This is a genomic window from Methylobacterium sp., assembly GCF_019745455.1.
GTDB lineage: Bacteria > Pseudomonadota > Alphaproteobacteria > Rhizobiales > Beijerinckiaceae > Methylobacterium.
In genome coordinates, this window is sequence record NZ_JAIETD010000045.1 from 47,374 (window position 1) to 69,360 (window position 21,987).

The window sequence follows — 21,987 nt, forward strand, 5'->3', positions numbered from 1 at the left end:
CGGGCCTGTTCGAGGAGGTTGCCCGCGTGCTGACCTATCAGAAGAAGCCGGATTCGAATGTCGCCGAGATCATCGTCGACGGAAAGATCACCGATGCGGAGATGGACGCCGTCATCGCCTCCATGAAGGCCGATTTCGACGCCGGCACTAAGCTGAGGCTTCTCCAGGACATCCGTACCTTCGAGGGAATGGAGCCGGCCGCGTTCTTCAAGGACGTCCGCTTCGGGCTCGCCCTGCTCAAGGGCGTCAGCCACGTCGCTGTGGTCTCCGATGCGCAATGGGTCCGGATGATGGCGGAGACCGCCGGCCGCCTGTCGCCGGCTCAGATCAAGGTGTTCGAGCGCCCGCGGCTGGAGGAAGCCCGGTCCTGGCTCGCCTCGGCGACGTAGGGAGCTTCTGGCCTCAGGCCGTGATCCCGTGCTTGGTCAGAAGCCGCTCGGCGCTGTCGTTCCAAACCTCCATGGTGACGATGACGCCGTCGCGGACCGTGAAGCGGTCGACGTAGCGGTTGCCCTCGAACGGCGTGCCGTCGGGCCATTCTCCGTAGAGGGTGCCGAGGCTGTAGATGGTCGTGAAACCGTCGCCCGGCACCACGTCGAGGCGCTCCATCCGCTTCTTCACCCAGGCGTAGCGGCCAGCGTTGAAGGCCGTGACCTCGCGGGGATGGTGGAACAGCCGCGCCCCCGTGAAGGTGATGGGGATGCCGGGTGCCATGTAGCTCGCCGCGCGTTCCGGATCGGGCACCATCGAGGCTTCGAGATAGGCAGTGACGATGGCGGCGTCGCGCGTCGTGTCGGTGGTCATGCTGCAACTCCCGTGGGGCGGCGAGGATCGCCCATATCAGCGCCAAAGTGCATGCATCAAGTGTATGCACTTTGGCGCTGATATGGGCATGTGGATCGGCACTGGCCGAGTTTAGCGAGCGTCCTCAAGGCACGAGCCGATGGCACGGCCGTTGCGGATGCCGGTGCACGCCAGCCGGAGAACGCCCATGACCCGCCCCTCCTTGACCCGCCACCTCGTCCTTTCCACGGCGGTCCTGATCGGGCTGAGTCTGATTCCGGGCGCCCATGCGGCGGAGACGCTGAAGATCGGTCTCGTCACGGCGCTGAGCGGACAATCGGCCAAGTCCGGCGAGGCGATCTCCCGCGGCATCGGTCTCGCCCTCGACGAGATCAACGCCAAAGGCGGCGTCCTCGGACAGCCTCTGGAACTCGTCGCCCGCGACGACGAGGCCAACCCGTCGAAGGGCGTGCTCGCCGCCCGCGAACTGATCCAGCGCGTCGGCGTCGTGGCGCTCGTCGGCGGACTCGACACGCCGGTTTCGATGGCGATCGTGCCGATCGCCAACCAGATGAAGGTGCCGTTCCTGGGCCCTTGGGCAGCCGGCACCGGAATCACCCGCAACGGAGCCGCCGACAACTACGCCTTCCGAGTCTCTGCCGTTGACGCCCTCGTGGGCGAGGCGCTCGTCGCCTACGCGGTGAAGACCTACGGCGCCAAGAAGCCTGGCATGATCCTCGTCAACAACGCGTGGGGCGAGTCGAACGAGAAGGGCCTGAACGCTGCCCTCAAGACCGCCAGCCTCGCCGCGGCGGGTATTGAGAAATACGAGGCCGCCGACGTCGACATGGTGCCCCAGCTCACGAGGCTGAAGGAGGCGGGCGCCGATGCCCTGTTCCTCGTGGGCAATGTCGGCCCCTCGGCGCAAGTGGTGAAATCCCTCGATCGGATGGGATGGTCGGTGCCGGTCGTGTCGCATTGGGGACCGGCCGGCGGACGTTTCGACGAACTCGCCGGCCCGAGCGCCGCCAAGGTCCATTTCATCCAGACCTTCACGTTTGCCGGCAATTCTTCGCCCAAGGCGACAGCGGTGCTCGCGGCCCTCAAGGCGAAGTACCCGGCAATTAAGTCGATGGCCGACGTCACGCCGGCGGTGGGCATCGCCAACGCCTACGACGCGACCCATCTCCTGGCGCTGGCGATCACTGCGGCAGGCTCGGCCAAGGGACCGGACGTTCGCGACGGCTTCTACAAGGTCGGGACCTATCCGGGCCTGATCAAGACCTACGAGAAGCCCTTCGCGCCGGGCCAGCACGATGCGCTCGGGGCTCAGGACTACGTCTTCACGCGCTTCAAGGACGGCGAGATCGTCGCGGTCACGAACTGATCCGCCCATGCTGACCGGAACCCTCGTCAGCGGCCTCGGCCTCGGCAGCATGTATGGGCTGATCGCGCTCGGCTTTCACGTCACCTATGCGGTCTCCGGTACGGTGAACTTCGCTCAAGGGAGTGCAGTCACCCTTGGGGCGGTTCTCGGCTACGCCGTCGGCATCACCCTCGGCTGGCCGATGCCGCTGGCGGTCCTGCTGGCGCTCGCCGGCTGCGCGCTGCTCGGCCTCGTCGTCGAGCGGCTGCTGGTCCGCCCCTTCGTCGAGCGCGGCTCGGATTCCTGGCTCCTCGCGACGGTGGCCGGTGGGATCATCCTCGACAACGCGATCCTCTTCACCTTCGGCAAGGAGCCGCGAAGCCTGCCCTCGGTCCTGGCGCAGAAGCCGGTCGAAATCCTCGGCACAGGGATCTACCCGCTCCAGCTCGTCATCCCCGTCGTCGGGCTCGGCCTCGCCTTCGCCATCCAGACGGTCTTCCGCCGGACCGACCTGGGCCGCGTCCTCCTCGCCGTGGCACAGAACGCGGATGCCGCCCGCCTGATGGGGATCGACGTCCGCCGCACGGTCGCCTGCGCCTTCGCGCTCTCGGCGCTGCTCGCGGGCGTGGCCGGCCTGCTGATCGCGCCGCTTTTCTCGGTCTCGGCCGAGATGGGGACGCTGTTCGGCATCAAGGCCTTCGCAGTGGCGATTCTCGGCGGAATCGGCTCGGCCACGGGCGTGGTGCTGGCCGGCCTCCTCTACGGCCTCGCCGAGGCTTTGGTCACGGCGTATCTCGGCTCGGCCTACACGCAGATCGTCGTGTTCTCCGTGATCATCCTGGCGCTCGCCCTGAGGCCGGATGGCCTGCTCGGCCGCGCTGCCGTCAACAAGGTCTAGGCAGATGCTGCGCCACAAGGCGGCGATGCCCCTCGCCATCGCCGGCCTCACCGTGTCCGGCCTCGCCCTGGTCATGGGATCGGCCGGCTACAGCCATTTCGTCATCGCCCTGGTGGCACTCACGGTCATCGCCGGCACCGGGCTCAACGTGCTCCTCGGGCTGACCGGGCTGATCTCCTTCGGGCATGCTGGATTCTATGCCATCGGGGCGTATGCCAGCGCCATCCTGACCCTCGCCGGAGTGAGCTTCTGGCTGGCACTCCCTGCCGCCGCTCTGCTCGGAGCCGGCGTCGGCGGCCTCCTCGCCATCCCGGCCATGCGAGTGAAGGGCCCATACCTCGCCATGGTGACGATCGCCTTCGGGTTCATCGTCGAGCATGGATTGATCGAGGGCGGGGCGCTCAGCGGCGGCCAGAACGGCCTCGTCGTGACCAGCGGCCCGAGCCTGTTCGGCAGGCCCCTGATGGAGCGCGAGCTCGCCCTGCTCGCGGTCCTCGGCGCGGGCGCGGCCCTGCTCGGGTTCCATTATCTCGCCCGCAGCCGTCTAGGGTGCGCCATGCGGGCGGTGCGCGATGCCGACGTCGCCGCCGCCTCCCTCGGCTTCGACCCGGTCAGGGTGAAGACCCTCGCCTTCGCGATTTCGGCCGCCCTGACGGCGCTTGCCGGCGCGGTTCTGCCGCCCCTGATGCTGTTCATCGCGCCGAGTTCCTTCCCGTTCTCGCAGTCGATCCTGTTCGTCCTCGCCGTCGTGGTCGGAGGCGCAGGGACCGTGCTTGGGCCGCTTGTCGGCGCCCTGGTCACCGTGCTCCTGCCGGAAGCCCTGTCCGGCCTCGCCGAGTATCGACTGCTGTTCTTCGGGATCGCGACCCTCGTGGTCCTGTGGCTGGTGCCATCGGGTCTCATCGGCAGCCTGGCCCGCCTGCTGCCGAAACCCGCCGCCGAACCGGCGCGGCCCTCTCCCGACGTGTTACGGCTCCTCTCCGTGAAATCCGCCGATCCCCTGGTCCTCGACGGTCTCGGGATCACCTTCGGGGGCATCCGCGCGGCCCAGGACGTGTCCGTCGCTGCACAGCCCGGAGCCGTGACCAGCATCATCGGCCCCAATGGCGCGGGCAAGACCACCGTCCTCAACATGATTTCCGGCTTCTATCGCCCGGGCACCGGCGGCATCCGTTTGGCCGGGCAAGACCTCGCCGGGCAGCCAGCCCATCGCATCGCCCGAGCCGGCATCGCGCGGACCTATCAGACCACGCGGCTGTTCGGCTCGCTGAGTGTCCTCGACAACGTCCTGCTGGCGCTCGAGCCGGGCCGGCTCGGGCGCATCCCTCGACGGAACGATCTCCGGGTCGCGGCGGCGCTCCTCGACTTTGCCGGCTACCAGGGCCACCTCGACAGGCCGGCTGCCGAACTTCCCCATGTCGACCGCCGTCTCGTCGAGATCGCCCGCGCCCTCGCCGGAAGGCCGCGTGTGCTTCTTCTCGACGAGCCTGCCGCCGGACTGACCCGCGGCGACACCGACGCGTTGGGTGGGCTCCTCCGCCGTATCGCCGGCTGCGGCATCGCCGTCGTTCTCGTCGAGCACGACATGCCGCTGGTGATGAGCGTCTCCGACCACATCCTCGTCATGGATGCCGGACGGCCGATCGCGTCCGGTCTGCCGACGGCGATCCGGCGGGATACGGCTGTCCTGCGGGCCTATCTCGGCGGTGCCGACACGCCGGCGAGGCCGCGGGACACTCCATGGCACGGCCCAGCCGACGCGGTACTGTTCGCCCAGAACCTCAGCGCCGGCTATGGGGCCGCTCCTGTCCTCGACGCCGTCGCGCTCGACGTCCGCCCCGGCGAAACCGTCGCCCTGCTCGGCGCCAACGGTGCCGGCAAGTCCACGGCGATGCGTGCGCTGTCAGGTTTGCTGCGGCCCGTCGCCGGCACCATCCTCCTCGATGACCGGCCGGTCTCCGAATTGCCGGCGCACCGGATCGCTCGGCTCGGCCTGGCGCTTGTGCCCGAGGGGCGGCAGGTCTTTCCGGAACTCACCGTGATCGAGAACATCCGCCTCGGCGCCCATGGCCGCTCCGGCGCGATCGAGGCGGCCGAGGTCGAATCCCTGCTCGACCGGTTCCCCCGCCTGCGCGAGCGTTCGTCGAGCCGCGCCGGGCTGCTCTCGGGCGGCGAGCAGCAGATGCTCGCCATCGCGCGCGGGCTGATGGCGAAGCCGCGCATCCTCCTCCTCGACGAGCCGTCCCTCGGTCTGGCGCCCGCCATGATCAACGCCCTCTATGCCGTGGTGGCGGAGCTGCGCGACCAGGGCACCACCATCCTCATCGTCGACCAGATGGCGGCTCTCGCACTGACGGTCGCGGACCGTGGCTACGTCCTCGAACAGGGCCGCGTGGTCACTTCCGGCACGGCGGCCGATCTCGCCGCCGACGAGGCGCTGGAAGCCGCCTATCTCGGGGCGGCCTGATCGTCTCACCGCATCACGAAGACAGCACCCATGGACACGACTCCCGGACACGGCCGCTACGGCTACAGCGCCCTTCCAGACCGCCCCCTCTACGATTGGCCGGGCGGCAAGCGGCTTGCCGTCTATCTCGCCCTCAATCTCGAGACCTTCGATTTCGGCTCCGGCCTCGGCGCGGAGCTGGCGCCGGGAGGCCCTCAGCCTGATGTCCTCAACTATGCCTGGCGCGACTGGGGAAACCGCGTCGGCGCCTGGCGGATCAGGGATATGCTGGATGCCCTCGACATGCCCGCGAGCGTGCTCGTCAACAGCCGCCTCTACGAGGATTGCCCCAGCCTCGTCGAGGCGTTCCGGGCGCGCGGCGACGAGATCGTCGCCCATGGCCGTACCAATGCCGAGCGCCAGGGCGTTCTCGACGAAACGTCCGAGCGCGCCTTGATCGAGGAGGCGACGCGCATCCTGGCCGATCAGGAGGGCGTCGCGCCCGCCGGGTGGCTCGGCCCATGGATCTCGCAGTCGAAGGTGACGCCGGACCTCCTGGCCGAGGCGGGGTATCGTTACCTTCTCGACTGGGCCCATGACGACCAGCCGGTCTGGTTCGCCACCCGCGAGGGAGGTCGCATCCTCTCGGTGCCCTATCCGCAGGAACTCAACGACATCCCGGCCGTGGTGGCGCGCAAGGATACGGGCCGCGCCTTCGCCGAGGCGATCGTCGACGCCTTCGACGAGATGCTGGAGCAATCCCGGACCGCGCCGCTGGTGATGGGCATCGCCCTCCATCCCTACATCGTCGGCCAGCCTCATCGCCTTCGCCCGCTCCGGGCCGCGCTCCAGCACATCGCCGCCCATCGAGAGGCGATCTGGCTGACGACGGCGGGCGGGATCGCCAGTTTCGCGGCAGGGGTCCGGGAGATTCCGCTGGCGGTCCAGGGTTCGGAACCGGCGAGATGAACCGGCGGCCGGTGATGCCGGCACGGACGCCTCTGCGCTAAGGTCCGCGCCCGAACCACCTCGGCAGGAGACCTGACATGCACGACGAGACGGGCCACACCGACGACCATGGACACGGGCACGAGATCGAGACCGGTGCGGCGCCTTCCGGGCGCTGGAAACATGACGGCATCCGCGTCATCCCCGGCGACAAGCTCGATCCGAATACCGCGCAGACGCCGGGCATGTTTCGTCAAGCGGCGATCAATCAGGCCCGCGTCGGTGCCCAGAAGATCTGGGCCGGTACGGTGGCGATCGAACCCGATGCCAAGACCGGAGTCCACCACCACGGCGAGCTCGAGAGCGTGATCTACGTCGTCTCAGGCCGCGCCCGAATGCGCTGGGGCGACCGGCTCGAGTTCGTGGCGGAAGCCGGGCCCGGCGACTTCATCTTCGTGCCGCCTTTCGTGCCGCATCAGGAAATCAACGCCGATCCAAGCCAGCCCCTGCAATGCGTCCTGGTACGCTCCGACAACGAGGCGGTGGTGGTGAACATCACCGATGTCGAGCCGGTGGAGCGGCCAGAGACCGTCCACTGGGTCGATCCCATCCATAAGCATCCTGACGTTTGAGAGCGGGCGCCGAGGGCTCCATTCCATATCCGGGACCTTCTGATCCCTCAGGGCGCTTCGATCAGGACCACACGCGGCCCGCCCTCGGGAGGACCATCGAAGAGGACGAGGAGCCTCAAGCGTCCATCGGCCTGATCGAGGGGCACCAGCGCCTCGGGTTTGACCTTCCGCCCGAAGGCCGGGATGACCCCGAGGGGGCGGCTCGCCGCGCCGTCCCACCATCTCACGACGTAGTCGCCACTGGCCACAGCGTCGTCAGATGGATCCTTCAACGGGCCACCGAGAACGAGGAAACCATTCTTGAAGGCGACGAGATCGCGGATGCCGCGGCCATCGCCGAGGTCGAGGCGGTGAAGCTTCGCCTGGCCCGCCGCTCCGTCGAACAGGACATCGAGGGGAACCGACAGGATCACGGCCTCGCCGCTGGGCAGGATCGGCCCGCGCAGGCCGGCATAGAGGCGACCGCCACGGATGGCTGCGCCCTCGATGTCGACGCCGCCACCAGCGAGCGCCCCATCGAACGAGGGACCCAGGATCGGCTCGGCCCTGATCACATCCGAAAGGGTGAGCGAGCGCTTCACCGTCGCGGGCTTGGCGAGCCGGCCGACCGTGTCGACTGAAGTGACATCGAAGGTCACGCGGAAGAGGTGGCGCCGCGCCGCGGTCTTGGCTTCGGTCTTCGCATCCCCGGCGCCGCCGTCCCTGTGCCGCGGCCGTCCATGCGAGCCCATGACGTAGAATGCGCCCTCGGCATAGGCGACGGCCTCGGCATCGAGTTCGAGGAGATCGCCGTCGAGCGACGCATCGGTGAGCCGGATGAAATCGCCTGCGACGAGGCGGCCGTCATAGAGCACGACGATCTGGGCACCCTGGCTCGAATCGTCGGCGACGACGCAGACCCGTGGAAAGCCGAGCTCGGTCGCGCAGGCGATCCCGCTGACATCCTTCGCCTTCTTGGCGTCACCGGCCGTTCCCCTCGGTTCGCCCAGAAGTCTGCCCTCGACCGGCCAGACGCCCTCCGCGGCTGTTGCGTACAGGACCGATTGGCCGGCTAGTCCGAGGCAGGCGAGGATCGCCGCGGCAGCTCCTCTCGATTGGACGTTGAAGGGCATCTGGCGGGCTTTCCTACGCGCATCGTCATCCGGCGCCGCGGCGGCGCAGCCCGGTCTGCTTCGCGCCCGTTTCTACATGGCGGATGCGTCACCGACGACGGGTGCGACGCATCGTGACAGGACGCCGATGTCACGTAGGTTAAGCCGTCGATTCCCGCCCGACGAAGGGACCGCTCCATGCCCGCACCGCAGGCCTACTCGCCGGCCCAGAAGCTTCTCCATTGGGGATTCGCTCTCCTGGTCTTCATCCTGGTGCCTCTGGCGATTGCGATGACCAATGTCGGCGAGGGTCCGCTCCAGAACCAGCTCTACGAATGGCACAAATCGTTCGGCCTCGTTGCCCTGTGCCTCGTCCTCGCCCGCATTCTCGTGCGTCTCTCGCGCGGTGCGCCGGAACTGGAGGTGGGCATCCCAACCTGGCAAAAGCGCGCCGCCGGGCTGTCGCACGCGGCACTCTACGGCTTGATCCTCATCGTGCCCCTGCTCGGTTGGGCCGGAACATCGGCCTGCTGCGCGCCGGTGAAGCTGTTCTGGACCATTCCGCTCACCCTGCCGATCTCGGGCGGCATGGCGATGGGCGGGCCTATCCTGACCGTCCACACGATCGCGGCCTTCGCCCTCGTCGCGCTGGTCGCCCTCCATGTGGGTGCCGCCCTGCACCACCACCTCATCCGGCGGGACGGAACCTTGAGACGGATGCTGGGGGCCCGCACCGCCACCTGACACCTGCGACTGCTAACCGCGTTCGCCGATCAGCGCGCCGGCACCGCCAGAAGGTCGACGTGGCCGATGACGACCCGCGTTTTCGTCAAGCGACGGTTCGTCGCCCAATCCCGTACTCGTTCGTGCTCGACTGAGCCTTCCTCGGCTGCCGCTACGGCCTTGCCCTTGGCCAGTTCTCCGATCAGGGCACTCTGCCGGGGGCCGAGATGCCACGGGCTCAGGGCTGTCGAGACTGTGTAGCGACGGCGCGCAAAAGCCTCCGCGAGGTCGGCCGTCGCCTTCGGTCCTGCAGCAGGCCCGAAGCCCTTGTCGCCCGCCTGATGCGCCAGGAAAGCCTCGTGGATCGCACCGTCGGCGGGATGGGGCGGCGACCAGGTCTCGGTGCCATCGTAGCTGAGCGAGGTGTAGAACACCGATCCAGCTGACGCGACGGAATCGGCAAGTTCATCGAGCCAGTCGCGCGAGACGAGGTCGAACAGGGCCGCAGCGGTGACGAGGTCGGCGGCGCCGACGATGTCGGCACCGAGCCCGGCGGATAGATCGAGGGCGGTGAACGTTACGGCGATCCTGCTGTGCATCTTGGTCAGGATGACGCCGTCTTCGGCGGTCTCCGCCGCATCGGCCCAGTCGGTCAGCCTCGCGCGCGCCGCGGCCAGGAGGACCGGGTCGTGATCGACGAGACGCCAGGTCTGGTCCGGCCCGAGATGCGGCGCGAGACCCCGCAGGTTCGAGCCGGTCCCACAGCCTAGATCGAGGATCGCGACGTCATCCCGTCCCGCCAGAGCCCGGGACAGGTCGGCGACGAGACCCGAATCGCGGGCTGCGTGGTCGGCCGGCTCGCGGAGCGCCAGCCAGGACGGGCTGAACCCGCTCATGCTCTCGTCTCCTTCAAAGCTCGCGCGACGATTCCGGCGGTGTCGGACCATCGCGGCAAGGCTTTGGCCGCCGCCCAGGATCGATCCGCGGCGGCATGGCGTCCAGCGGGGTCGGCGATCATCGACCGCAAGGCGGCGGATAGGGCGGTTGCGTCTCCCGGCGGCACCTTGAGGCCAGCGCCGTTGGGGACGGTCTCGCCCGCGGCACCCCCTGTCGTCGCGACGATCGGCAGGCCGCGGGCTAAGGCTTCGGCGAGAGCCATGCCGTAACCCTCGAAATGGGAGGACGAGACCGCACAATCGGCCCTCGCATAAAGCGCGGCGAGCCGGTCCGCAGTGACCGGCCCGGCTAGGGTGATCCGAGAGGCGAGGCCTGCAGATTCTATCGCTGCGCCCAACGTCGCGACATGGCCGTGGTCGCGGTCGAGGGTTCCGACGATGGTCAGGGTCCAATCGAGGTCGGCGAGGGGTACGAGGGCCGCAACGAGATCGAGATAGCCCTTGCGCGGCGTCACCGCGCCGACAGCGATCAGAGAGACGCAGGTCGATCCGCTGCCGGCAGCGCGGGAGGCTTGCTCCGTGCCGGGCTCTGCCACAACGATGTGCTCGGCCATGATGGCGAAGGCGTCGATCAGCAGGCCACGCGTGAAGCGGCTCGTCACCACGATGCGGTCGGCGAGGGCGAGGGCCGCGCGCTCGCTCGCGACGAGATCGGCCGCTCGCCGCCGCGTCAGTCCGGCTTCATAGCCGAGGGGATGGTGGACGAGGGCGACGATCGGCCTTGTATCCGCCGCGGCGATGATGCTGGGCGGCAGTGCTCCATAGGCGAGGCCGTCGACGAGAAGGACCGCCTCCGGGGGTGTCGCAGAAAGAACCGCCGCGGTGACGGTCAGATCCGCGGCCGGCGGATGCGGGAACGTTCGCGGCAGCATGACGCCTTCGATCGCGACGCCGTGAGCCGGCAGTTCGCGAAGGAGGCGGCGGGCATAGACGTAGCCGCCGGTCGGCGTGGCGAGATCACCCGGGATCAGGAACCGGGCCTCGATCACCCTGCCACCGGCCCTTCGAACCACGCTCTTGCCACGTGCGACTCATGCAAGGTGACGCGCAAGCGCGAGACCCCGTCCCCGCCGGGACCGAGCTCGCCGGTCCGTGCCGCCTCGGCCATCGCCCGGTGGATGTAACCGCAGAGGAACTCGGTCGTGGTGTTGAGTCCTGCGAATTGCGGCAGGGCGTCCAGGTTCTGGTAGTTGAGGGGCGCCAGGATGCGTTTGAGCGCCTCGCCGGCCCTCCCGATGTCGACGACGACACCGTCCTCGGTGAGGGTATCGCGGAAGAACGCCACGTCGACCACGAAGGTCGCCCCGTGCAGCCCCTGCGCCGGCCCGAAGAGCTCGCCGCGGAAACTGTGGGCGATCATGACGTGCTCGCGGACTTCGATCGCGTACATGGTTGATATTCTCTCGTAGTTTGGGGTTCAGCGCCCGTAGCGCACCACGGTGCAGAGACCGGGCGCACCGGGAGCGAGCAGATTTGGTAGCGCCGCGGGGAGGTCGTCGAACGCCACCTCGCCGGTGATCAGCAGATCGAGGCGCGGATCGGCGAGGAGCGCCATGGCCTTTTCCATGCGGCGGGCATGATCCCAGCGAGGCCGCCGGGAGGGTGATACCTGCCCGACCTGGCTCGACACCAACTGCAGCCGCCGCGCGTGAAAATCGAGGCCGAGCGGTGCCGCTACGCTCTGTGCGCCGTACCAGCTGAGCTCGACCACCTTGGCTTCGTCTCCCGCCAAAGACAGTGCGAGGGCTAGCCCGTCCTGACTGGCGCTTGCGTGAAAGACGATGTCGGCCCCGCCGGGCTCTGCATTGCCAGCGCCGAGGAAGGTGGCGCCGAAGGCGGCGGCGATCCCGGCTCGCTCGCTCGCCACATCGATCACGTCGACCTCGCATCCGACGATACCGGCGGCCAGATAGGCGACGAGGAGACCCACGACGCCAGCGCCGACGATCACGATCCTGTCACCTGGCCCCGCGGCCGAATCCCATATCGCATTCAGCGCGGTTTCCATATTGGCGGCGAGCACGGCCCGGCGTGGAGGCACGTTTGCCGCGATGGCGTGAAGCGAAGCAGAGCCCGCATGGAACCTGTCCTGATGCGGATGCAGAGCGAAAACCACAGAGCCATCGGCGATACGGCCGACGGCGCAGTAGCCGTATTTCACGGGGAACGGAAAATTCCCGTCCTGGGCCGGAGCCTTCATGCGCTCGTAAAGGCTCGGCGGGACACGTCCCTCGAAGACGAGGCGTTCCGTGCCTCGGCTGATCGCGCTCCACATGGTCTCGACGATGACGTCCCCCGGATCGGGAGCCGGCGCAGCTTCGTGCCGCAGCTCGGCCTGGGACGGCGCGGTGTACCAGAGAGCGCGCGTTGATTCGTCGCCGACCCCGCGGGATGCCTGACGTTGATCCACGCTGACTCCTTGCGGCCTCGGCCGGTGGCGGCCGATGCGCGTGCTCTTCTCATGACGCCGGCAGGCATACAACAGCGTGCCTCCCTTCGGCGCCGGCGCAGGCTGGTGCTCGGCCTGAATCTCGCGAGTTGCCTCCTCTTCATCGGGCTCACCGCCTCCGTTCTCGGTACGGATGGGTGGACTTTCGTGGAGCTGGGCCTCCTGATCTCCTGCGTCCTGTCGATCCCCTGGACGATCCTCGGCTTCTGGAATGCCGTCATCGGTTTCTGGCTCCTGCGCCGGGGGGGCGCCGGCCTCCAGTCGGCGGCGCCCTTCCTCGCCGCGGCAGAAGACGGCGAGCCGATCCATGTCAGGACGGCGGTGGTGATGACCCTGCGCAACGAGGATCCGGCTCGGGCGCTGCCACGGCTCGAGCGCGTCAAGCGGAGCCTCGATGCCAGTGGCTGGGGCGAGGCCTTCGCCTACCATGTCCTCAGCGACAGCGACGACCCGGCCGTCATCGCGGCGGAAGAGCAGGCCGTGGCCGACTGGCGGCTGCGCAGCCCGATCCTGGACCAGTCCCGCATCGCCTATCGCCGCCGGCCCGACAATGCGGGCTTCAAGGCCGGCAACCTGCAGGAATTCTGCGGGCGGCACGCAGAGACCTACGACCTGATGCTGCCCCTCGACGCCGACAGTGCGATGGACGGCCCGAGCGTGCTGCGCCTCGTGAAGATCATGCAGGCTCACCCGCGCATCGGCATACTGCAGAGCCTGGTCGTCGGCACGCCGGCCGGAAGCCCCTTCAGCCGGATCTTCCAGTTCGGCATGCGTCAGGGCATGAGGCCCTACACGCTCGGCGCCGCGTGGTGGACGGGTGATTGCGGCCCGTTCTGGGGGCACAACGCCCTCGTCCGCATCCAGCCCTTCGCCGAGCATTGCCGGATGCCGAACCTATCCGATGGGCTTCTTGGCGGTCCGATCCTCTCGCATGACCAGATCGAGGCGGTATTGATGCGCCGCGCCGGCTTCGAGGTTCGGGTGTTGCCCGTCGAGAGCGGCAGCTTCGAAGACAATCCGCCGACGCTGATCGACCACGTCGCCCGGGAGGCGCGCTGGTGCTTCGGCAACATGCAGTACCTGCGGCTCCTGACTCTGCCGGGCCTGCACCCCATCAGCCGCTTCCAGCTCTTCGCCGCGGTCGCGATGTTCCTGACCGCTCCGGCCATCACGCTGGCGCTCGCTCTCCTCCCGTTCAAGCTGGCCGCGGGAGGGGACGACGTTCCGGCAAGTCTCGTGGCGGGTCTCTACGTCGCTTGGTTGCTCGCCGCGATCGCCCCCAAGCTTGCCGGATATCTCGACCTTCTCCTCGATCCGGCTGCCCGCCGCGCCTATGGCGGGGCGGGAAAGATACTCGCCGGGGCGGGGCTCGAGATAGCCTTCTCGTTCCTCCTCCTCGCGGTCGCGACGTTCCGCCTGACTCTGCTGTTCCTCAGCGGCTTCGGACGCAACGCCGGATCGTGGAACCGCCAGAATCGGGATGCTCGCGGCATCTCGTTCCGATCCGCCGCGAGCGGGTTGTGGGGCTGCCTCGCCTTCGGCTGCGCTGTGTGGCTGGCCCTCGTCTGGTCGAGCCCGGCCATCCTGGTCTGGAGCCTCCCGCTGACTCTCGGCTACCTTCTGGCGATACCCTTTGCCATGGCGACGGCATCACCGCGCCTCGGCCTCGCGATCGCGCGACGGGGGATCTGTGCGACCCCCGAGGAGCTCAGCGCCGCAAGGCCCGCGGCAGAGGCCCGCTGAACAGCAATTCGGGCTCGGGCCGGGATCAGGGCTCGAGGTGGAGGTAGAGCGGATCGAACTCCGCCGCCTCCCGGAGGGCGTCCCAGTTCTCGATCACCAGGGCACGGCCGCGCAGGGAGATCAGCTTTCGGCTGCGAAGATCCTGCAGCACCCGGTTTACGTGAACGTTGGAAAGGCCGAGGGCGTCCGCGATGTCGACCTGAGTGATCGGCCATTCGCACCGATAGTCGTCGGCGAGCCCGATGGCGTTCATCTTGACGTAGATCTCGCAGAACAGGTGGGCGATGCGTCCGTAGGCCGAGCGCCGTCCGATCCCCGTCATCCATTCGCGGAAGATCGCCGCGTCCACGAGGGTGTCCCGCCAGAGGACACCGCAGATGCCGGGAAAGCGCCGGACGAGATCGTGAACGCCCTCATGGGGGATCAGGGCGACCGTGCAGGGCGTCACGGTGGCGAGGTTGTGGTCCATCACCTTCAGGTGCAGGCTCTGAAGGTCGGGGATGTCGCCCGCGATGTGGAACGACAGGATCTGCCGCTTACCCTCCGACAGCAGCTTGTAGCGGCATGCCCATCCGTCGAGGATCAGACAGCATTGCGTCGGCTGATCCTTCTCCCTGACGATGTCCTGACCGCCTTCGAGACGCTTCTTGGTAAAGGGAAGATTTTCCACCGCCCGCTGTTCTTCGGTGGAGACCCGGTCGATGCTGCGGAGCTTGCGCGTCAGCCATCCCAAATCGTCCGGTGTCGTCATGGGCACAGTGATCGGATCCCGTTTCGAACCAGAAACGACGCTCAACCCATCGCGTGGCGTTCGCTTCGGCCTATCCATGCGACAGACGGCAAATGCGGGTGCATCTGCATTCGCATATGTTGGTATGGCCTCGTTCCATGGCTTATTTTCTTATCGGCGCCGGCATTGGCGAATGCGCCTCAGCACAGGCGGCCCAGACTGATCGCGATAAATGACGTTATTTGTACTTGATGATTATAAATATCTACGGATCAGGTCCGTGACCTCTGTAATATTTCGATCAATACTATCGGAATATTGCCGAACATATGCTGAATTTAATCAGCTGCGCCGGTTTTGCGAGGTCCTTGCATCACGACGTCCTCGCATCATGAGGCGACGCCACCTCGATAGATCTCTCACGGACGCCGACGGGATGCCGTTTCCAGGCCCGACGCACGGCGACCTGTCATCCCCGGCGCCCAGCGATCAGCGGCCCGAGGACGTCGACCACTCCATTCACGAAGATCTGGGTACCGACACACAGGAGCAGGAAGGCAGAGAGCCGCCCGAGCACCCTCGCGCGCACCGGCCCGATCAGCTCGACGACCCGGTCGGCCGAGCCGTAGGTCAGGCGCACCATGGCGGCGATGACGAGAGCGGCCACCGACACGCCGACGAAGAAGCCGACTGCCTCCGGGCTGCCCGAGGGCCGGTTCGAACCGAGTGCGATCGCCACCGCAATCGTGCCGGGGCCGGTGGTGAAGGGCAGGGTGAGCGGGAAGAACGCGATCTCCGCGAGGTTGCCGGCGGGCTCATTGGCCTCGGCCTGCTTGCGAGCCTCGCGCGCCTCGGGCGCCCGCAGGAGGGTCCAGGCCGAGGCGCCGACGACGAGGCCGCCCGCGATCCTGAGCGCTGCCAGCGACACGCCGAAGAAGTTGAGGATCGGCGCTCCCGCCCAGAGGGCGGCGAGCATGATGAGTGCTGCGTAGAAGCTGATCCTCCGGGCGAGTTCGAGCCGCTCGGCATGGCTGTTCTGCGCGGTCACCTGGGCGAAGATCAGGGCCGCGCCGACCGGGTTGACGATGGAGAACAGGGTCGAGAGCGCGAGGAGGAAGCTCGCCAGGGTCGCTTCCGGGCTGATGGTGCTCGTCATCGGGTCAGCCTGGTGACGGAGAGGGGACGAGCGCCCTCGCCGGTGCCCGCAGGGTGCTGCGGCGGACCTGGTGCACCGGGATCGGGCGGTAGAGCTGCTTGGTTGCGTCGACCACGTGGAGTCCTGCGAAGGGCAGAGACAATCCGGTGCCGAACCGCTCCCAGGCCCCTGCCGTCTGCAGCCAGATCCGGCTCTCGACAGGGGGCATGTAGAGGGTCTCGGCCCAACCCTCCGGCGAGAACAACGTGCTGCGCATCAGCCTGCCGAGCTGGGACCGGCTGTAAGGCTGCCCGTGGCCGAAGGGCGTCGCCTCGCGTCGTGCCCAGACGCCGCGGCGGTTCGGCACGACGAGGATCATCCGACCGCCAGGCGTGAGGACCCGCCAGACGTCCTGGAGCAGTTCGGTCGGGCTCTCCACCGATTCGAGGGCATGGACAAGAATCACCCGGTCAACCGCGGCCTCGGGCAGCGGCATCATGGTCAGGTCGGCGAGGGCGGAACAGGAGCGGCCGCTTCCCGGCCAGTTCACCACCCCTTGCGTCGCCGGCATGAAGGCGAGGGTGCGTTCGGCGATACAATGGACGGTGCCGAGATAGGGGGTGGCATAGCCGAGCCCGAGCACCCGAAGCCCCGAGACCGAGCCGAGAAAGCCATGGATCGAGCGGCCTACGATCCTTTGGGTCACGGCGCCCAGCGGAGTTGCGTAGAATGCGCGAAGGTCGGTGACGTCGAGACGCATGAAAACGGGTTCCGGCCCGATCGGACTGCATTATTGGGCGGCTGCGGCCCATCAATGGTGATCCGAGGCAGGCCCGGCAACCCGAGTCGCACGGGAACCCGTGAGTGTTCCCCATTCTTGAGCCCGACACCGAACGAACGCACCGAGGAGACGCCCCATGAACGCCAACGGCCCCGAGATCCGAACCTTCCTGTGCCGCAGCGACAATATCGGCGTCCTCGTTCGCGATCCGCAGACCGGCGCCTGCGCCGCCATCGACGTGCCCGAAGCGGAGGCGGTCCTCGCCGCCCTGGATGAGTCGGGCTGGAGCCTCACCGACATCATCGTCACCCACCGGCACACCGACCACATCGCCGGCATTCCCGAAGTGAAGCGACGCACCGGCGCCAAGGTCACGGCGCCCATCAGGGCGGGCGACGCGGTGCCGGAGGTGGATGTCAGGGTCGGGGAGGGCGATCGAATCCAGCTCGGCGGCCTCACCGCAGAGGTCTGGGAAACCCCGGGCCATTGCGACGACCACGTCTCCTATGTCTTCCGCGAGGCCGGCATCGCCTTCGCCGGCGATACCCTCTTCACCCTCGGTTGCGGACGCGTCCTCGAAGGACCGCCCGAGACGCTTTGGACCTCGCTGTCGCGCTTCCTCGCCCTGCCCGATACCACGCAAGTCTATAGCGGGCATGATTACGTCCTCTCCAATGGCCGCTTCGCCCTGGCCGTCGAGCCCGGCAATGCGCGCCTGGCCGAACGCATGACGGAGGCCGAAGCCGCGCAGAGCGAGGGCCGCTTCCTCATCCCGACCACCATGGGGGTCGAGCGCGCGACCAATCCGTTCCTGCGATCCGACATGCCCGAATTGGCGCAGGCCGCAGGACTGCCGGCGAATGCACCGCCGGTCGAGGTCTTCACCGCGTTGCGGGCCTGGAAGAACCGGTTCTGACAGGCTATGCGATTTGTAGGACAACCATAACGTTCGAGCGGCGCCGCCGCCGTTCGTCTGGAGAGGACCTCAGGCTGATGCGGGCCCGCGCCCATCGAAACTCGCTCGTCCATGAGCGAGACGTCTTCAACGGACCGCACAAGGCGTCCGTCGCCGTCGTCTCCGTATCGCCGGAACCGGCCAACGATCCGGTCGGAGACGTCGGCAAGGAAACGCTCCCATCCGATTCCGACGATCCGCCTGCCAGCGCCGAAGCGTCCACTCCTCGCCAGATACGGGCCGCGTTCCGCAATCGTACGGCCCCGGTTTCGGCCGATATCCGCCTCCTCGCGATCGCCTCCGAGCATCTCGCCCGACTCGGACCCAAACGGGTGACCGTGGTGGCGGTGGCGGCGGAAGCGGGGATGACCCATGCCAACGTCTACCGCTATTTCCCTTCGAAGGACGCCCTTCTGGATGCGGTGGTCGGGCGCTGGCTGCGCGACCTCGAGGCCGAGCTTGCCCGCATCGCCGACGCTCCTGATCCGGCCGATGACAAGGTCGAGCGCCTGTTGACCGCACTGGCCGCCGCCCAGCGCGAGACCCTGTCACGGGCGCCGCATCTCTTCTCGGTCCATCTCGACGCCACGGTGGCGTCGCGTCCGATCGCACGTCGTCATCGCGTGCGTCTGCGCAGCCTCGTCGAGCGCGTCGTCGAGGACGGCATCGGAGCCGGCACCTTCGTGGCCCGCGATCGAGAGAGGGCCATCGCGTACATCTTCGACGCGAGTTACCGTTTCACCCATCCCCTCGCGATCCATAACGATTCCGACGTGCCGCCGGACCTCGTCGAAGCCCGCTTCGGAGCGGTCATCCAGGCGATCCAGCGCGTCTTGAGGGCGGGCATCCTCTAGTCGACGTGACAGATCGGCTGACCTGTCACCCGTGCTTCGCCGTCGAACCATATCAATCGACCTGGGAGCTAAGCGACTGGCGAGCTTGGCATTCTCTGCCTCATGGCGAGGATGGCGGTGATCGCGACTGGCCCGAACTCTGCTTCACGTATGTGGTGGTCGGCTTGAAGAGCCGCGCCTTTTCCGCCACACCCCGCCACAACAAATGCGGCCCGCCCGTGAGACCTTAGAATCGGCTGCAAAACCGCCGCAACCCTCGAAAACTTCGGAGGCAAAATTCCCATGGCACGCAGCAAGATCGCGCTCATTGGCGCCGGACAGATCGGCGGAACTCTCGCGCATCTCGCCGGCCTCAAGGAACTCGGCGACGTCGTCCTGTTCGACATCGCCGACGGCGTGCCTCAGGGCAAGGGTCTCGATATCGCCGAGTCCGCGCCGGTGGACGGCTTCGATGCCCATTATACCGGTGCCAGCGACTATTCCGCGATTGCCGGAGCAAACGTGGTGATCGTCACCGCCGGCGTGCCGAGGAAGCCCGGCATGAGCCGCGACGACCTCATCGGCATCAACCTCAAGGTGATGGAGGCGGTGGGCAACGGCATCAAGACTCATGCCCCCGATGCCTTCGTGATCTGCATCACCAACCCGCTCGACGCCATGGTCTGGGCGCTGCAGAAGTTTTCCGGATTGCCGCCGCAGAAGGTGGTGGGCATGGCGGGCGTGCTCGATTCCGCGCGCTTCCGTCACTTCCTCGCCGACGAGTTCAAGGTCTCGGTGGAGGATGTCACCGCCTTCGTGCTCGGCGGACACGGCGACGACATGGTGCCGCTGGTGCGCTACTCGACGGTGGCGGGCGTGCCGCTTCCCGATCTGGTCAAGCTCGGCTGGACGACCCAGGAAAAGCTCGACGCCATGGTCGAGCGCACCCGCAAGGGCGGCGGCGAGATCGTCAACCTGCTGAAGACCGGCTCGGCCTTCTACGCCCCGGCCGCCTCCGCCATCGCGATGGCCGAGAGCTACTTGCGCGACAAGCGCCGGGTCCTGCCCTGCGCGGCTCATCTTTCGGGCGAGTACGGCATCAGCGGCATGTATGTCGGCGTGCCGATCGTGATCGGGCAGAACGGTGTCGAGCGCATCCTCGAGGTCGAGTTCACGGCCGACGAGAAGGCGATGTTCGACAAGTCGGTCGGCGCCGTGAAGGGCCTGATCGAGGCGTGCAAGGGCATCAACCCGGCACTCGTCTAACGGCTCGGGCGTATGGGGGAGCGGCGAATGGCGATTGGAGGATAACCTCTCCGATCGCAGCGACCTCGACGCCCCCCTCTCGCCATTCGCCACTCCCTATTCGCCCCATCCAAAGAGGGTCCGATGAACATCCACGAATACCAGGCCAAGGCGGTGCTCAAGGAATTCGGCCTGCCGGTCTCGCGCGGCGTGGCCGTGTTCAAGCCCGAGGAGGCTGAGGCCGCCGCCAAGGAACTCGGCGGCCCGGTCTGGGTGGTGAAGTCGCAGATCCATGCGGGCGGACGCGGCAAGGGCACCTTCAAGGGGGCTCCGGCCGGTGCCAAGGGCGGCGTGCGCGTCACGAAGTCGATCGACGAGGTCAAGCAGTTCGCCGGCGAGATGCTCGGCCAGACCCTGGTGACGATCCAGACGGGCGAGGCCGGCAAGCAGGTCAACCGTCTCTACATCGAGGAGGGCGCGCAGATCGAGGCGGAGTTCTACCTCTCGATGCTCGTCGACCGCGAGACCGGGCAGGTCGCCTTCGTCGTCTCCACCGAAGGCGGCATGGACATCGAGACCGTGGCCCACGACACGCCCGAGAAGATCGTCACCTTCTCGGTCGACCCTGCCACCGGCATCATGCCCCATCACGGCCGCGCCGTGGCCAAGGCCCTGGGCCTGACCGGCCAGCAGGCCAAGGAAGCGGGCGAACTCACCGCCAAGCTCTACGAGGCCTTCACGGCCAAGGACATGAGCATGCTGGAAATCAACCCGCTGGTGCTCACCGGCGACGGCCATCTCAAGTGCCTCGACGCCAAGATCTCTTTCGATTCGAACGCCCTCTACCGCCATCCCGACATCGTCGCCCTACGCGATGAGACCGAGGAGGACGCCAAGGAGATCGAGGCCTCCAAATACGACCTCGCCTATATCGCCCTCGACGGCACCATCGGCTGCATGGTGAACGGCGCCGGCCTCGCCATGGCGACCCTCGACATCATCAAGCTCTACGGCGAGGAGCCGGCCAACTTCCTCGATGTCGGCGGCGGCGCCTCCGAGGAGAAGGTGACGGCCGCCTTCAAGATCATCACCGCCGATCCGCAGGTGAAGGGCATCCTCGTCAACATCTTCGGCGGGATCATGAAATGCGACGTCATCGCCAACGGCGTCATCGCGGCGGTGAAGGCGGTCGGCCTGCAGGTGCCGCTGGTGGTGCGTCTCGAAGGCACCAACGTCGAGAAGGGCAAGGAGATCATCCGGAACTCGGGGCTGAACGTGATCCCGGCCGATGATCTCGACGATGCCGCGCAGAAGATCGTCGCCGCCGTGAAGAAGGGCTGAGAAACACCGATGTCCATCCTGATCGACGCGAACACCAAGGTCATCTGCCAGGGCTTCACCGGCAAGAACGGGACCTTCCATTCCGAGCAGGCCATCGCCTACGGGACGAAGATGGTCGGTGGCACCAGCCCGGGCAAAGGCGGCTCGAAGCACCTCAACCTGCCGGTCTTCGACACGGTGGCCGAGGCGCGCGAGGCCACGGGGGCCGATGCCAGCGTCGTCTACGTGCCGCCGCCGGGTGCGGCCGACGCGATCTGCGAGGCGATCGCCGCCGAGATCCCGCTGATCGTCTGCATCACGGAGGGCATCCCGGTGCTCGACATGGTGCGGGTCAAGCGCTCGCTGGAAGGCTCGAAGTCGCGCCTGATCGGGCCGAATTGCCCTGGCGTCGTCACGGCCGGCGAGTGCAAGATCGGCATCATGCCGGCCAACATCTTCAAGCGCGGCTCGGTCGGCATCGTCTCGCGCTCGGGGACCCTGACCTACGAGGCCGTGTTCCAGACCTCGAATGCGGGCCTTGGCCAGACCACGGCCGTCGGGATCGGCGGTGATCCGGTGAAGGGCACCGAGTTCATCTCCATGCTCGAACTGTTCTTACGTGACGACAAGACCGAGTCGATCGTGATGATCGGCGAGATCGGCGGCTCGGCGGAGGAAGAGGCGGCACAGTTCATCGCAGACGAGGCCAAGCGCGGCCGAAGCAAGCCGATGGTCGGCTTCATCGCCGGCCGCACCGCGCCTCCCGGTCGTCGCATGGGCCATGCCGGGGCCATCATCTCCGGCGGAAAGGGCGGTGCCGAGGACAAGATCGCCGCCATGGAAGCGGCCGGTATCCGGGTCTCGCCCTCGCCGGCACGCCTCGGCAGCACGCTGGTCGAGGTGCTGAAAGGCTGATGCTGGCCAGCCAAGGCAGGCCAGCGTTGCGGCGCGTT

At 67.5% G+C, this 21,987-nt stretch carries 22 protein-coding genes; 13 read left to right on the plus strand and 9 right to left on the minus strand.

What is annotated here, in order from left to right:
* Positions 1 to 26: 26 nt before the first annotated feature.
* On the plus strand, positions 27 to 389 hold the full coding sequence (locus tag K2Y56_RS11290) for an STAS/SEC14 domain-containing protein (protein ID WP_292507478.1): 363 nt from the start codon (positions 27 to 29) through the stop codon (positions 387 to 389).
* Between the two features lie 13 nt (positions 390 to 402).
* Here the strand turns inward: K2Y56_RS11290 and K2Y56_RS11295 are convergent, their stop codons facing one another.
* Positions 403 to 804 carry a nuclear transport factor 2 family protein gene (locus K2Y56_RS11295; protein WP_292507479.1) on the minus strand — a complete coding sequence of 134 codons (402 nt, stop codon included), beginning with the start codon at positions 802 to 804 and terminating at the stop codon, positions 403 to 405.
* A gap of 187 nt (positions 805 to 991) precedes the next feature.
* Here K2Y56_RS11295 and K2Y56_RS11300 point away from each other — a divergent pair, with 187 nt between their 5' ends.
* The 5 genes from K2Y56_RS11300 to K2Y56_RS11320 all read left to right on the plus strand — a co-directional run bounded on the left by K2Y56_RS11300 (position 992) and on the right by K2Y56_RS11320 (position 7,073).
* The gene (locus tag K2Y56_RS11300; protein WP_292507480.1) at positions 992 to 2,170 is read left to right on the plus strand and encodes an ABC transporter substrate-binding protein; all 1,179 of its coding nucleotides are present in this window, start codon (positions 992 to 994) and stop codon (positions 2,168 to 2,170) included.
* Between the two features lie 7 nt (positions 2,171 to 2,177).
* Complete coding sequence (locus K2Y56_RS11305; protein WP_292507481.1) at positions 2,178 to 3,047, plus strand: branched-chain amino acid ABC transporter permease; 870 nt, start codon at positions 2,178 to 2,180, stop codon at positions 3,045 to 3,047.
* Positions 3,048 to 3,051: 4 nt separating this feature from the next.
* Positions 3,052 to 5,514 (plus strand): branched-chain amino acid ABC transporter ATP-binding protein/permease, encoded by a 2,463-nt coding sequence (locus tag K2Y56_RS11310; RefSeq protein ID WP_292507482.1) that lies wholly within the window; start codon positions 3,052 to 3,054, stop codon positions 5,512 to 5,514.
* A 30-nt stretch (positions 5,515 to 5,544) separates the two neighbouring features.
* On the plus strand, positions 5,545 to 6,462 hold the full coding sequence (locus K2Y56_RS11315; RefSeq protein WP_292507483.1) for a polysaccharide deacetylase family protein: 918 nt from the start codon (positions 5,545 to 5,547) through the stop codon (positions 6,460 to 6,462).
* Between the two features lie 77 nt (positions 6,463 to 6,539).
* Positions 6,540 to 7,073 carry a cupin domain-containing protein gene (locus K2Y56_RS11320; RefSeq protein WP_292507484.1) on the plus strand — a complete coding sequence of 178 codons (534 nt, stop codon included), beginning with the start codon at positions 6,540 to 6,542 and terminating at the stop codon, positions 7,071 to 7,073.
* A gap of 47 nt (positions 7,074 to 7,120) precedes the next feature.
* On the opposite strand, the gene K2Y56_RS11325 is transcribed toward K2Y56_RS11320, so the two are convergent.
* On the minus strand, positions 7,121 to 8,185 hold the full coding sequence (locus K2Y56_RS11325; protein ID WP_292507485.1) for a DUF3616 domain-containing protein: 1,065 nt from the start codon (positions 8,183 to 8,185) through the stop codon (positions 7,121 to 7,123).
* A gap of 177 nt (positions 8,186 to 8,362) precedes the next feature.
* On the opposite strand from K2Y56_RS11325, the gene K2Y56_RS11330 reads away from it, so the two are divergent.
* Positions 8,363 to 8,908, plus strand: a complete 546-nt coding sequence (locus tag K2Y56_RS11330; protein WP_292507486.1) for a cytochrome b — start codon at positions 8,363 to 8,365, stop codon at positions 8,906 to 8,908.
* 29 nt (positions 8,909 to 8,937) lie between these two features.
* Here K2Y56_RS11330 and K2Y56_RS11335 read toward each other — a convergent pair whose 3' ends face one another.
* Genes K2Y56_RS11335 through K2Y56_RS11350 form a run of 4 tightly spaced genes read right to left on the minus strand, consistent with a single transcriptional unit; the run spans position 8,938 to position 12,253 of the window.
* The gene (locus K2Y56_RS11335; protein WP_292507487.1) at positions 8,938 to 9,783 is read right to left on the minus strand and encodes a class I SAM-dependent methyltransferase; all 846 of its coding nucleotides are present in this window, start codon (positions 9,781 to 9,783) and stop codon (positions 8,938 to 8,940) included.
* A complete protein-coding gene (locus K2Y56_RS11340; protein WP_292507488.1) occupies positions 9,780 to 10,832 on the minus strand; it encodes a glycosyltransferase family 4 protein in 1,053 nt (350 codons plus the stop codon). Before K2Y56_RS11340 ends, K2Y56_RS11335 begins: the two co-directional genes overlap by 4 nt.
* Positions 10,829 to 11,233: a 6-carboxytetrahydropterin synthase gene (locus tag K2Y56_RS11345; RefSeq protein WP_292507489.1), complete on the minus strand. Its 405-nt coding sequence runs from the start codon at positions 11,231 to 11,233 to the stop codon at positions 10,829 to 10,831. Before K2Y56_RS11345 ends, K2Y56_RS11340 begins: the two co-directional genes overlap by 4 nt.
* A 27-nt stretch (positions 11,234 to 11,260) precedes the next feature.
* The gene (locus K2Y56_RS11350) at positions 11,261 to 12,253 is read right to left on the minus strand and encodes a zinc-binding alcohol dehydrogenase (RefSeq protein ID WP_292507490.1); all 993 of its coding nucleotides are present in this window, start codon (positions 12,251 to 12,253) and stop codon (positions 11,261 to 11,263) included.
* Between the two features lie 51 nt (positions 12,254 to 12,304).
* Between K2Y56_RS11350 and mdoH the strand changes: the two genes are divergently transcribed.
* Positions 12,305 to 14,035: a glucans biosynthesis glucosyltransferase MdoH gene (gene mdoH, locus K2Y56_RS11355; protein ID WP_292507519.1), complete on the plus strand. Its 1,731-nt coding sequence runs from the start codon at positions 12,305 to 12,307 to the stop codon at positions 14,033 to 14,035.
* Between the two features lie 25 nt (positions 14,036 to 14,060).
* Here mdoH and K2Y56_RS11360 read toward each other — a convergent pair whose 3' ends face one another.
* The 3 genes from K2Y56_RS11360 to K2Y56_RS11370 all read right to left on the minus strand — a co-directional run bounded on the left by K2Y56_RS11360 (position 14,061) and on the right by K2Y56_RS11370 (position 16,660).
* Positions 14,061 to 14,786 carry a Crp/Fnr family transcriptional regulator gene (locus K2Y56_RS11360; protein ID WP_292507491.1) on the minus strand — a complete coding sequence of 242 codons (726 nt, stop codon included), beginning with the start codon at positions 14,784 to 14,786 and terminating at the stop codon, positions 14,061 to 14,063.
* A gap of 448 nt (positions 14,787 to 15,234) precedes the next feature.
* Positions 15,235 to 15,921, minus strand: a complete 687-nt coding sequence (locus K2Y56_RS11365) for a MarC family protein (protein WP_292507492.1) — start codon at positions 15,919 to 15,921, stop codon at positions 15,235 to 15,237.
* A 4-nt stretch (positions 15,922 to 15,925) separates the two neighbouring features.
* Positions 15,926 to 16,660, minus strand: coding sequence for a class I SAM-dependent methyltransferase (locus K2Y56_RS11370; RefSeq protein WP_292507493.1), 735 nt, complete (start codon positions 16,658 to 16,660; stop codon positions 15,926 to 15,928).
* A gap of 157 nt (positions 16,661 to 16,817) precedes the next feature.
* Between K2Y56_RS11370 and gloB the strand changes: the two genes are divergently transcribed.
* The 5 genes from gloB (at position 16,818) to sucD (ending at position 21,949) form a co-directional block, all read left to right on the plus strand.
* Positions 16,818 to 17,597, plus strand: a complete 780-nt coding sequence (gene gloB / locus K2Y56_RS11375; protein WP_292507494.1) for a hydroxyacylglutathione hydrolase — start codon at positions 16,818 to 16,820, stop codon at positions 17,595 to 17,597.
* Between the two features lie 272 nt (positions 17,598 to 17,869).
* Complete coding sequence (locus K2Y56_RS11380) at positions 17,870 to 18,490, plus strand: TetR family transcriptional regulator (RefSeq protein WP_366848652.1); 621 nt, start codon at positions 17,870 to 17,872, stop codon at positions 18,488 to 18,490.
* A gap of 282 nt (positions 18,491 to 18,772) precedes the next feature.
* Positions 18,773 to 19,735, plus strand: coding sequence for a malate dehydrogenase (gene mdh, locus K2Y56_RS11385; protein WP_292507496.1), 963 nt, complete (start codon positions 18,773 to 18,775; stop codon positions 19,733 to 19,735).
* Positions 19,736 to 19,858: 123 nt separating this feature from the next.
* Positions 19,859 to 21,055 carry an ADP-forming succinate--CoA ligase subunit beta gene (gene sucC / locus K2Y56_RS11390; protein WP_292507497.1) on the plus strand — a complete coding sequence of 399 codons (1,197 nt, stop codon included), beginning with the start codon at positions 19,859 to 19,861 and terminating at the stop codon, positions 21,053 to 21,055.
* Positions 21,056 to 21,064: 9 nt separating this feature from the next.
* Positions 21,065 to 21,949 carry a succinate--CoA ligase subunit alpha gene (gene sucD, locus K2Y56_RS11395; RefSeq protein ID WP_292507498.1) on the plus strand — a complete coding sequence of 295 codons (885 nt, stop codon included), beginning with the start codon at positions 21,065 to 21,067 and terminating at the stop codon, positions 21,947 to 21,949.
* The last annotated feature ends 38 nt before the right edge of the window (positions 21,950 to 21,987 follow it).

Coding starts and splice junctions, on each gene's coding strand:
- K2Y56_RS11295 (WP_292507479.1), bottom strand. CDS start 804: ATGACCACCGACACGACGCGCGACGCCGCCATCGTCACTGCCTATCTC.
- K2Y56_RS11300 (WP_292507480.1), top strand. CDS start 992: ATGACCCGCCCCTCCTTGACCCGCCACCTCGTCCTTTCCACGGCGGTC.
- K2Y56_RS11305 (WP_292507481.1), top strand. CDS start 2,178: ATGCTGACCGGAACCCTCGTCAGCGGCCTCGGCCTCGGCAGCATGTAT.
- K2Y56_RS11310 (WP_292507482.1), top strand. CDS start 3,052: ATGCTGCGCCACAAGGCGGCGATGCCCCTCGCCATCGCCGGCCTCACC.
- K2Y56_RS11315 (WP_292507483.1), top strand. CDS start 5,545: ATGGACACGACTCCCGGACACGGCCGCTACGGCTACAGCGCCCTTCCA.
- K2Y56_RS11320 (WP_292507484.1), top strand. CDS start 6,540: ATGCACGACGAGACGGGCCACACCGACGACCATGGACACGGGCACGAG.
- K2Y56_RS11325 (WP_292507485.1), bottom strand. CDS start 8,185: ATGCCCTTCAACGTCCAATCGAGAGGAGCTGCCGCGGCGATCCTCGCC.
- K2Y56_RS11330 (WP_292507486.1), top strand. CDS start 8,363: ATGCCCGCACCGCAGGCCTACTCGCCGGCCCAGAAGCTTCTCCATTGG.
- K2Y56_RS11335 (WP_292507487.1), bottom strand. CDS start 9,783: ATGAGCGGGTTCAGCCCGTCCTGGCTGGCGCTCCGCGAGCCGGCCGAC.
- K2Y56_RS11345 (WP_292507489.1), bottom strand. CDS start 11,233: ATGTACGCGATCGAAGTCCGCGAGCACGTCATGATCGCCCACAGTTTC.
- mdoH (WP_292507519.1), top strand. CDS start 12,305: ATGACGCCGGCAGGCATACAACAGCGTGCCTCCCTTCGGCGCCGGCGC.
- K2Y56_RS11360 (WP_292507491.1), bottom strand. CDS start 14,786: ATGACGACACCGGACGATTTGGGATGGCTGACGCGCAAGCTCCGCAGC.
- K2Y56_RS11365 (WP_292507492.1), bottom strand. CDS start 15,921: ATGACGAGCACCATCAGCCCGGAAGCGACCCTGGCGAGCTTCCTCCTC.
- K2Y56_RS11370 (WP_292507493.1), bottom strand. CDS start 16,660: ATGCGTCTCGACGTCACCGACCTTCGCGCATTCTACGCAACTCCGCTG.
- gloB (WP_292507494.1), top strand. CDS start 16,818: ATGAACGCCAACGGCCCCGAGATCCGAACCTTCCTGTGCCGCAGCGAC.
- mdh (WP_292507496.1), top strand. CDS start 18,773: ATGGCACGCAGCAAGATCGCGCTCATTGGCGCCGGACAGATCGGCGGA.
- sucC (WP_292507497.1), top strand. CDS start 19,859: ATGAACATCCACGAATACCAGGCCAAGGCGGTGCTCAAGGAATTCGGC.
- sucD (WP_292507498.1), top strand. CDS start 21,065: ATGTCCATCCTGATCGACGCGAACACCAAGGTCATCTGCCAGGGCTTC.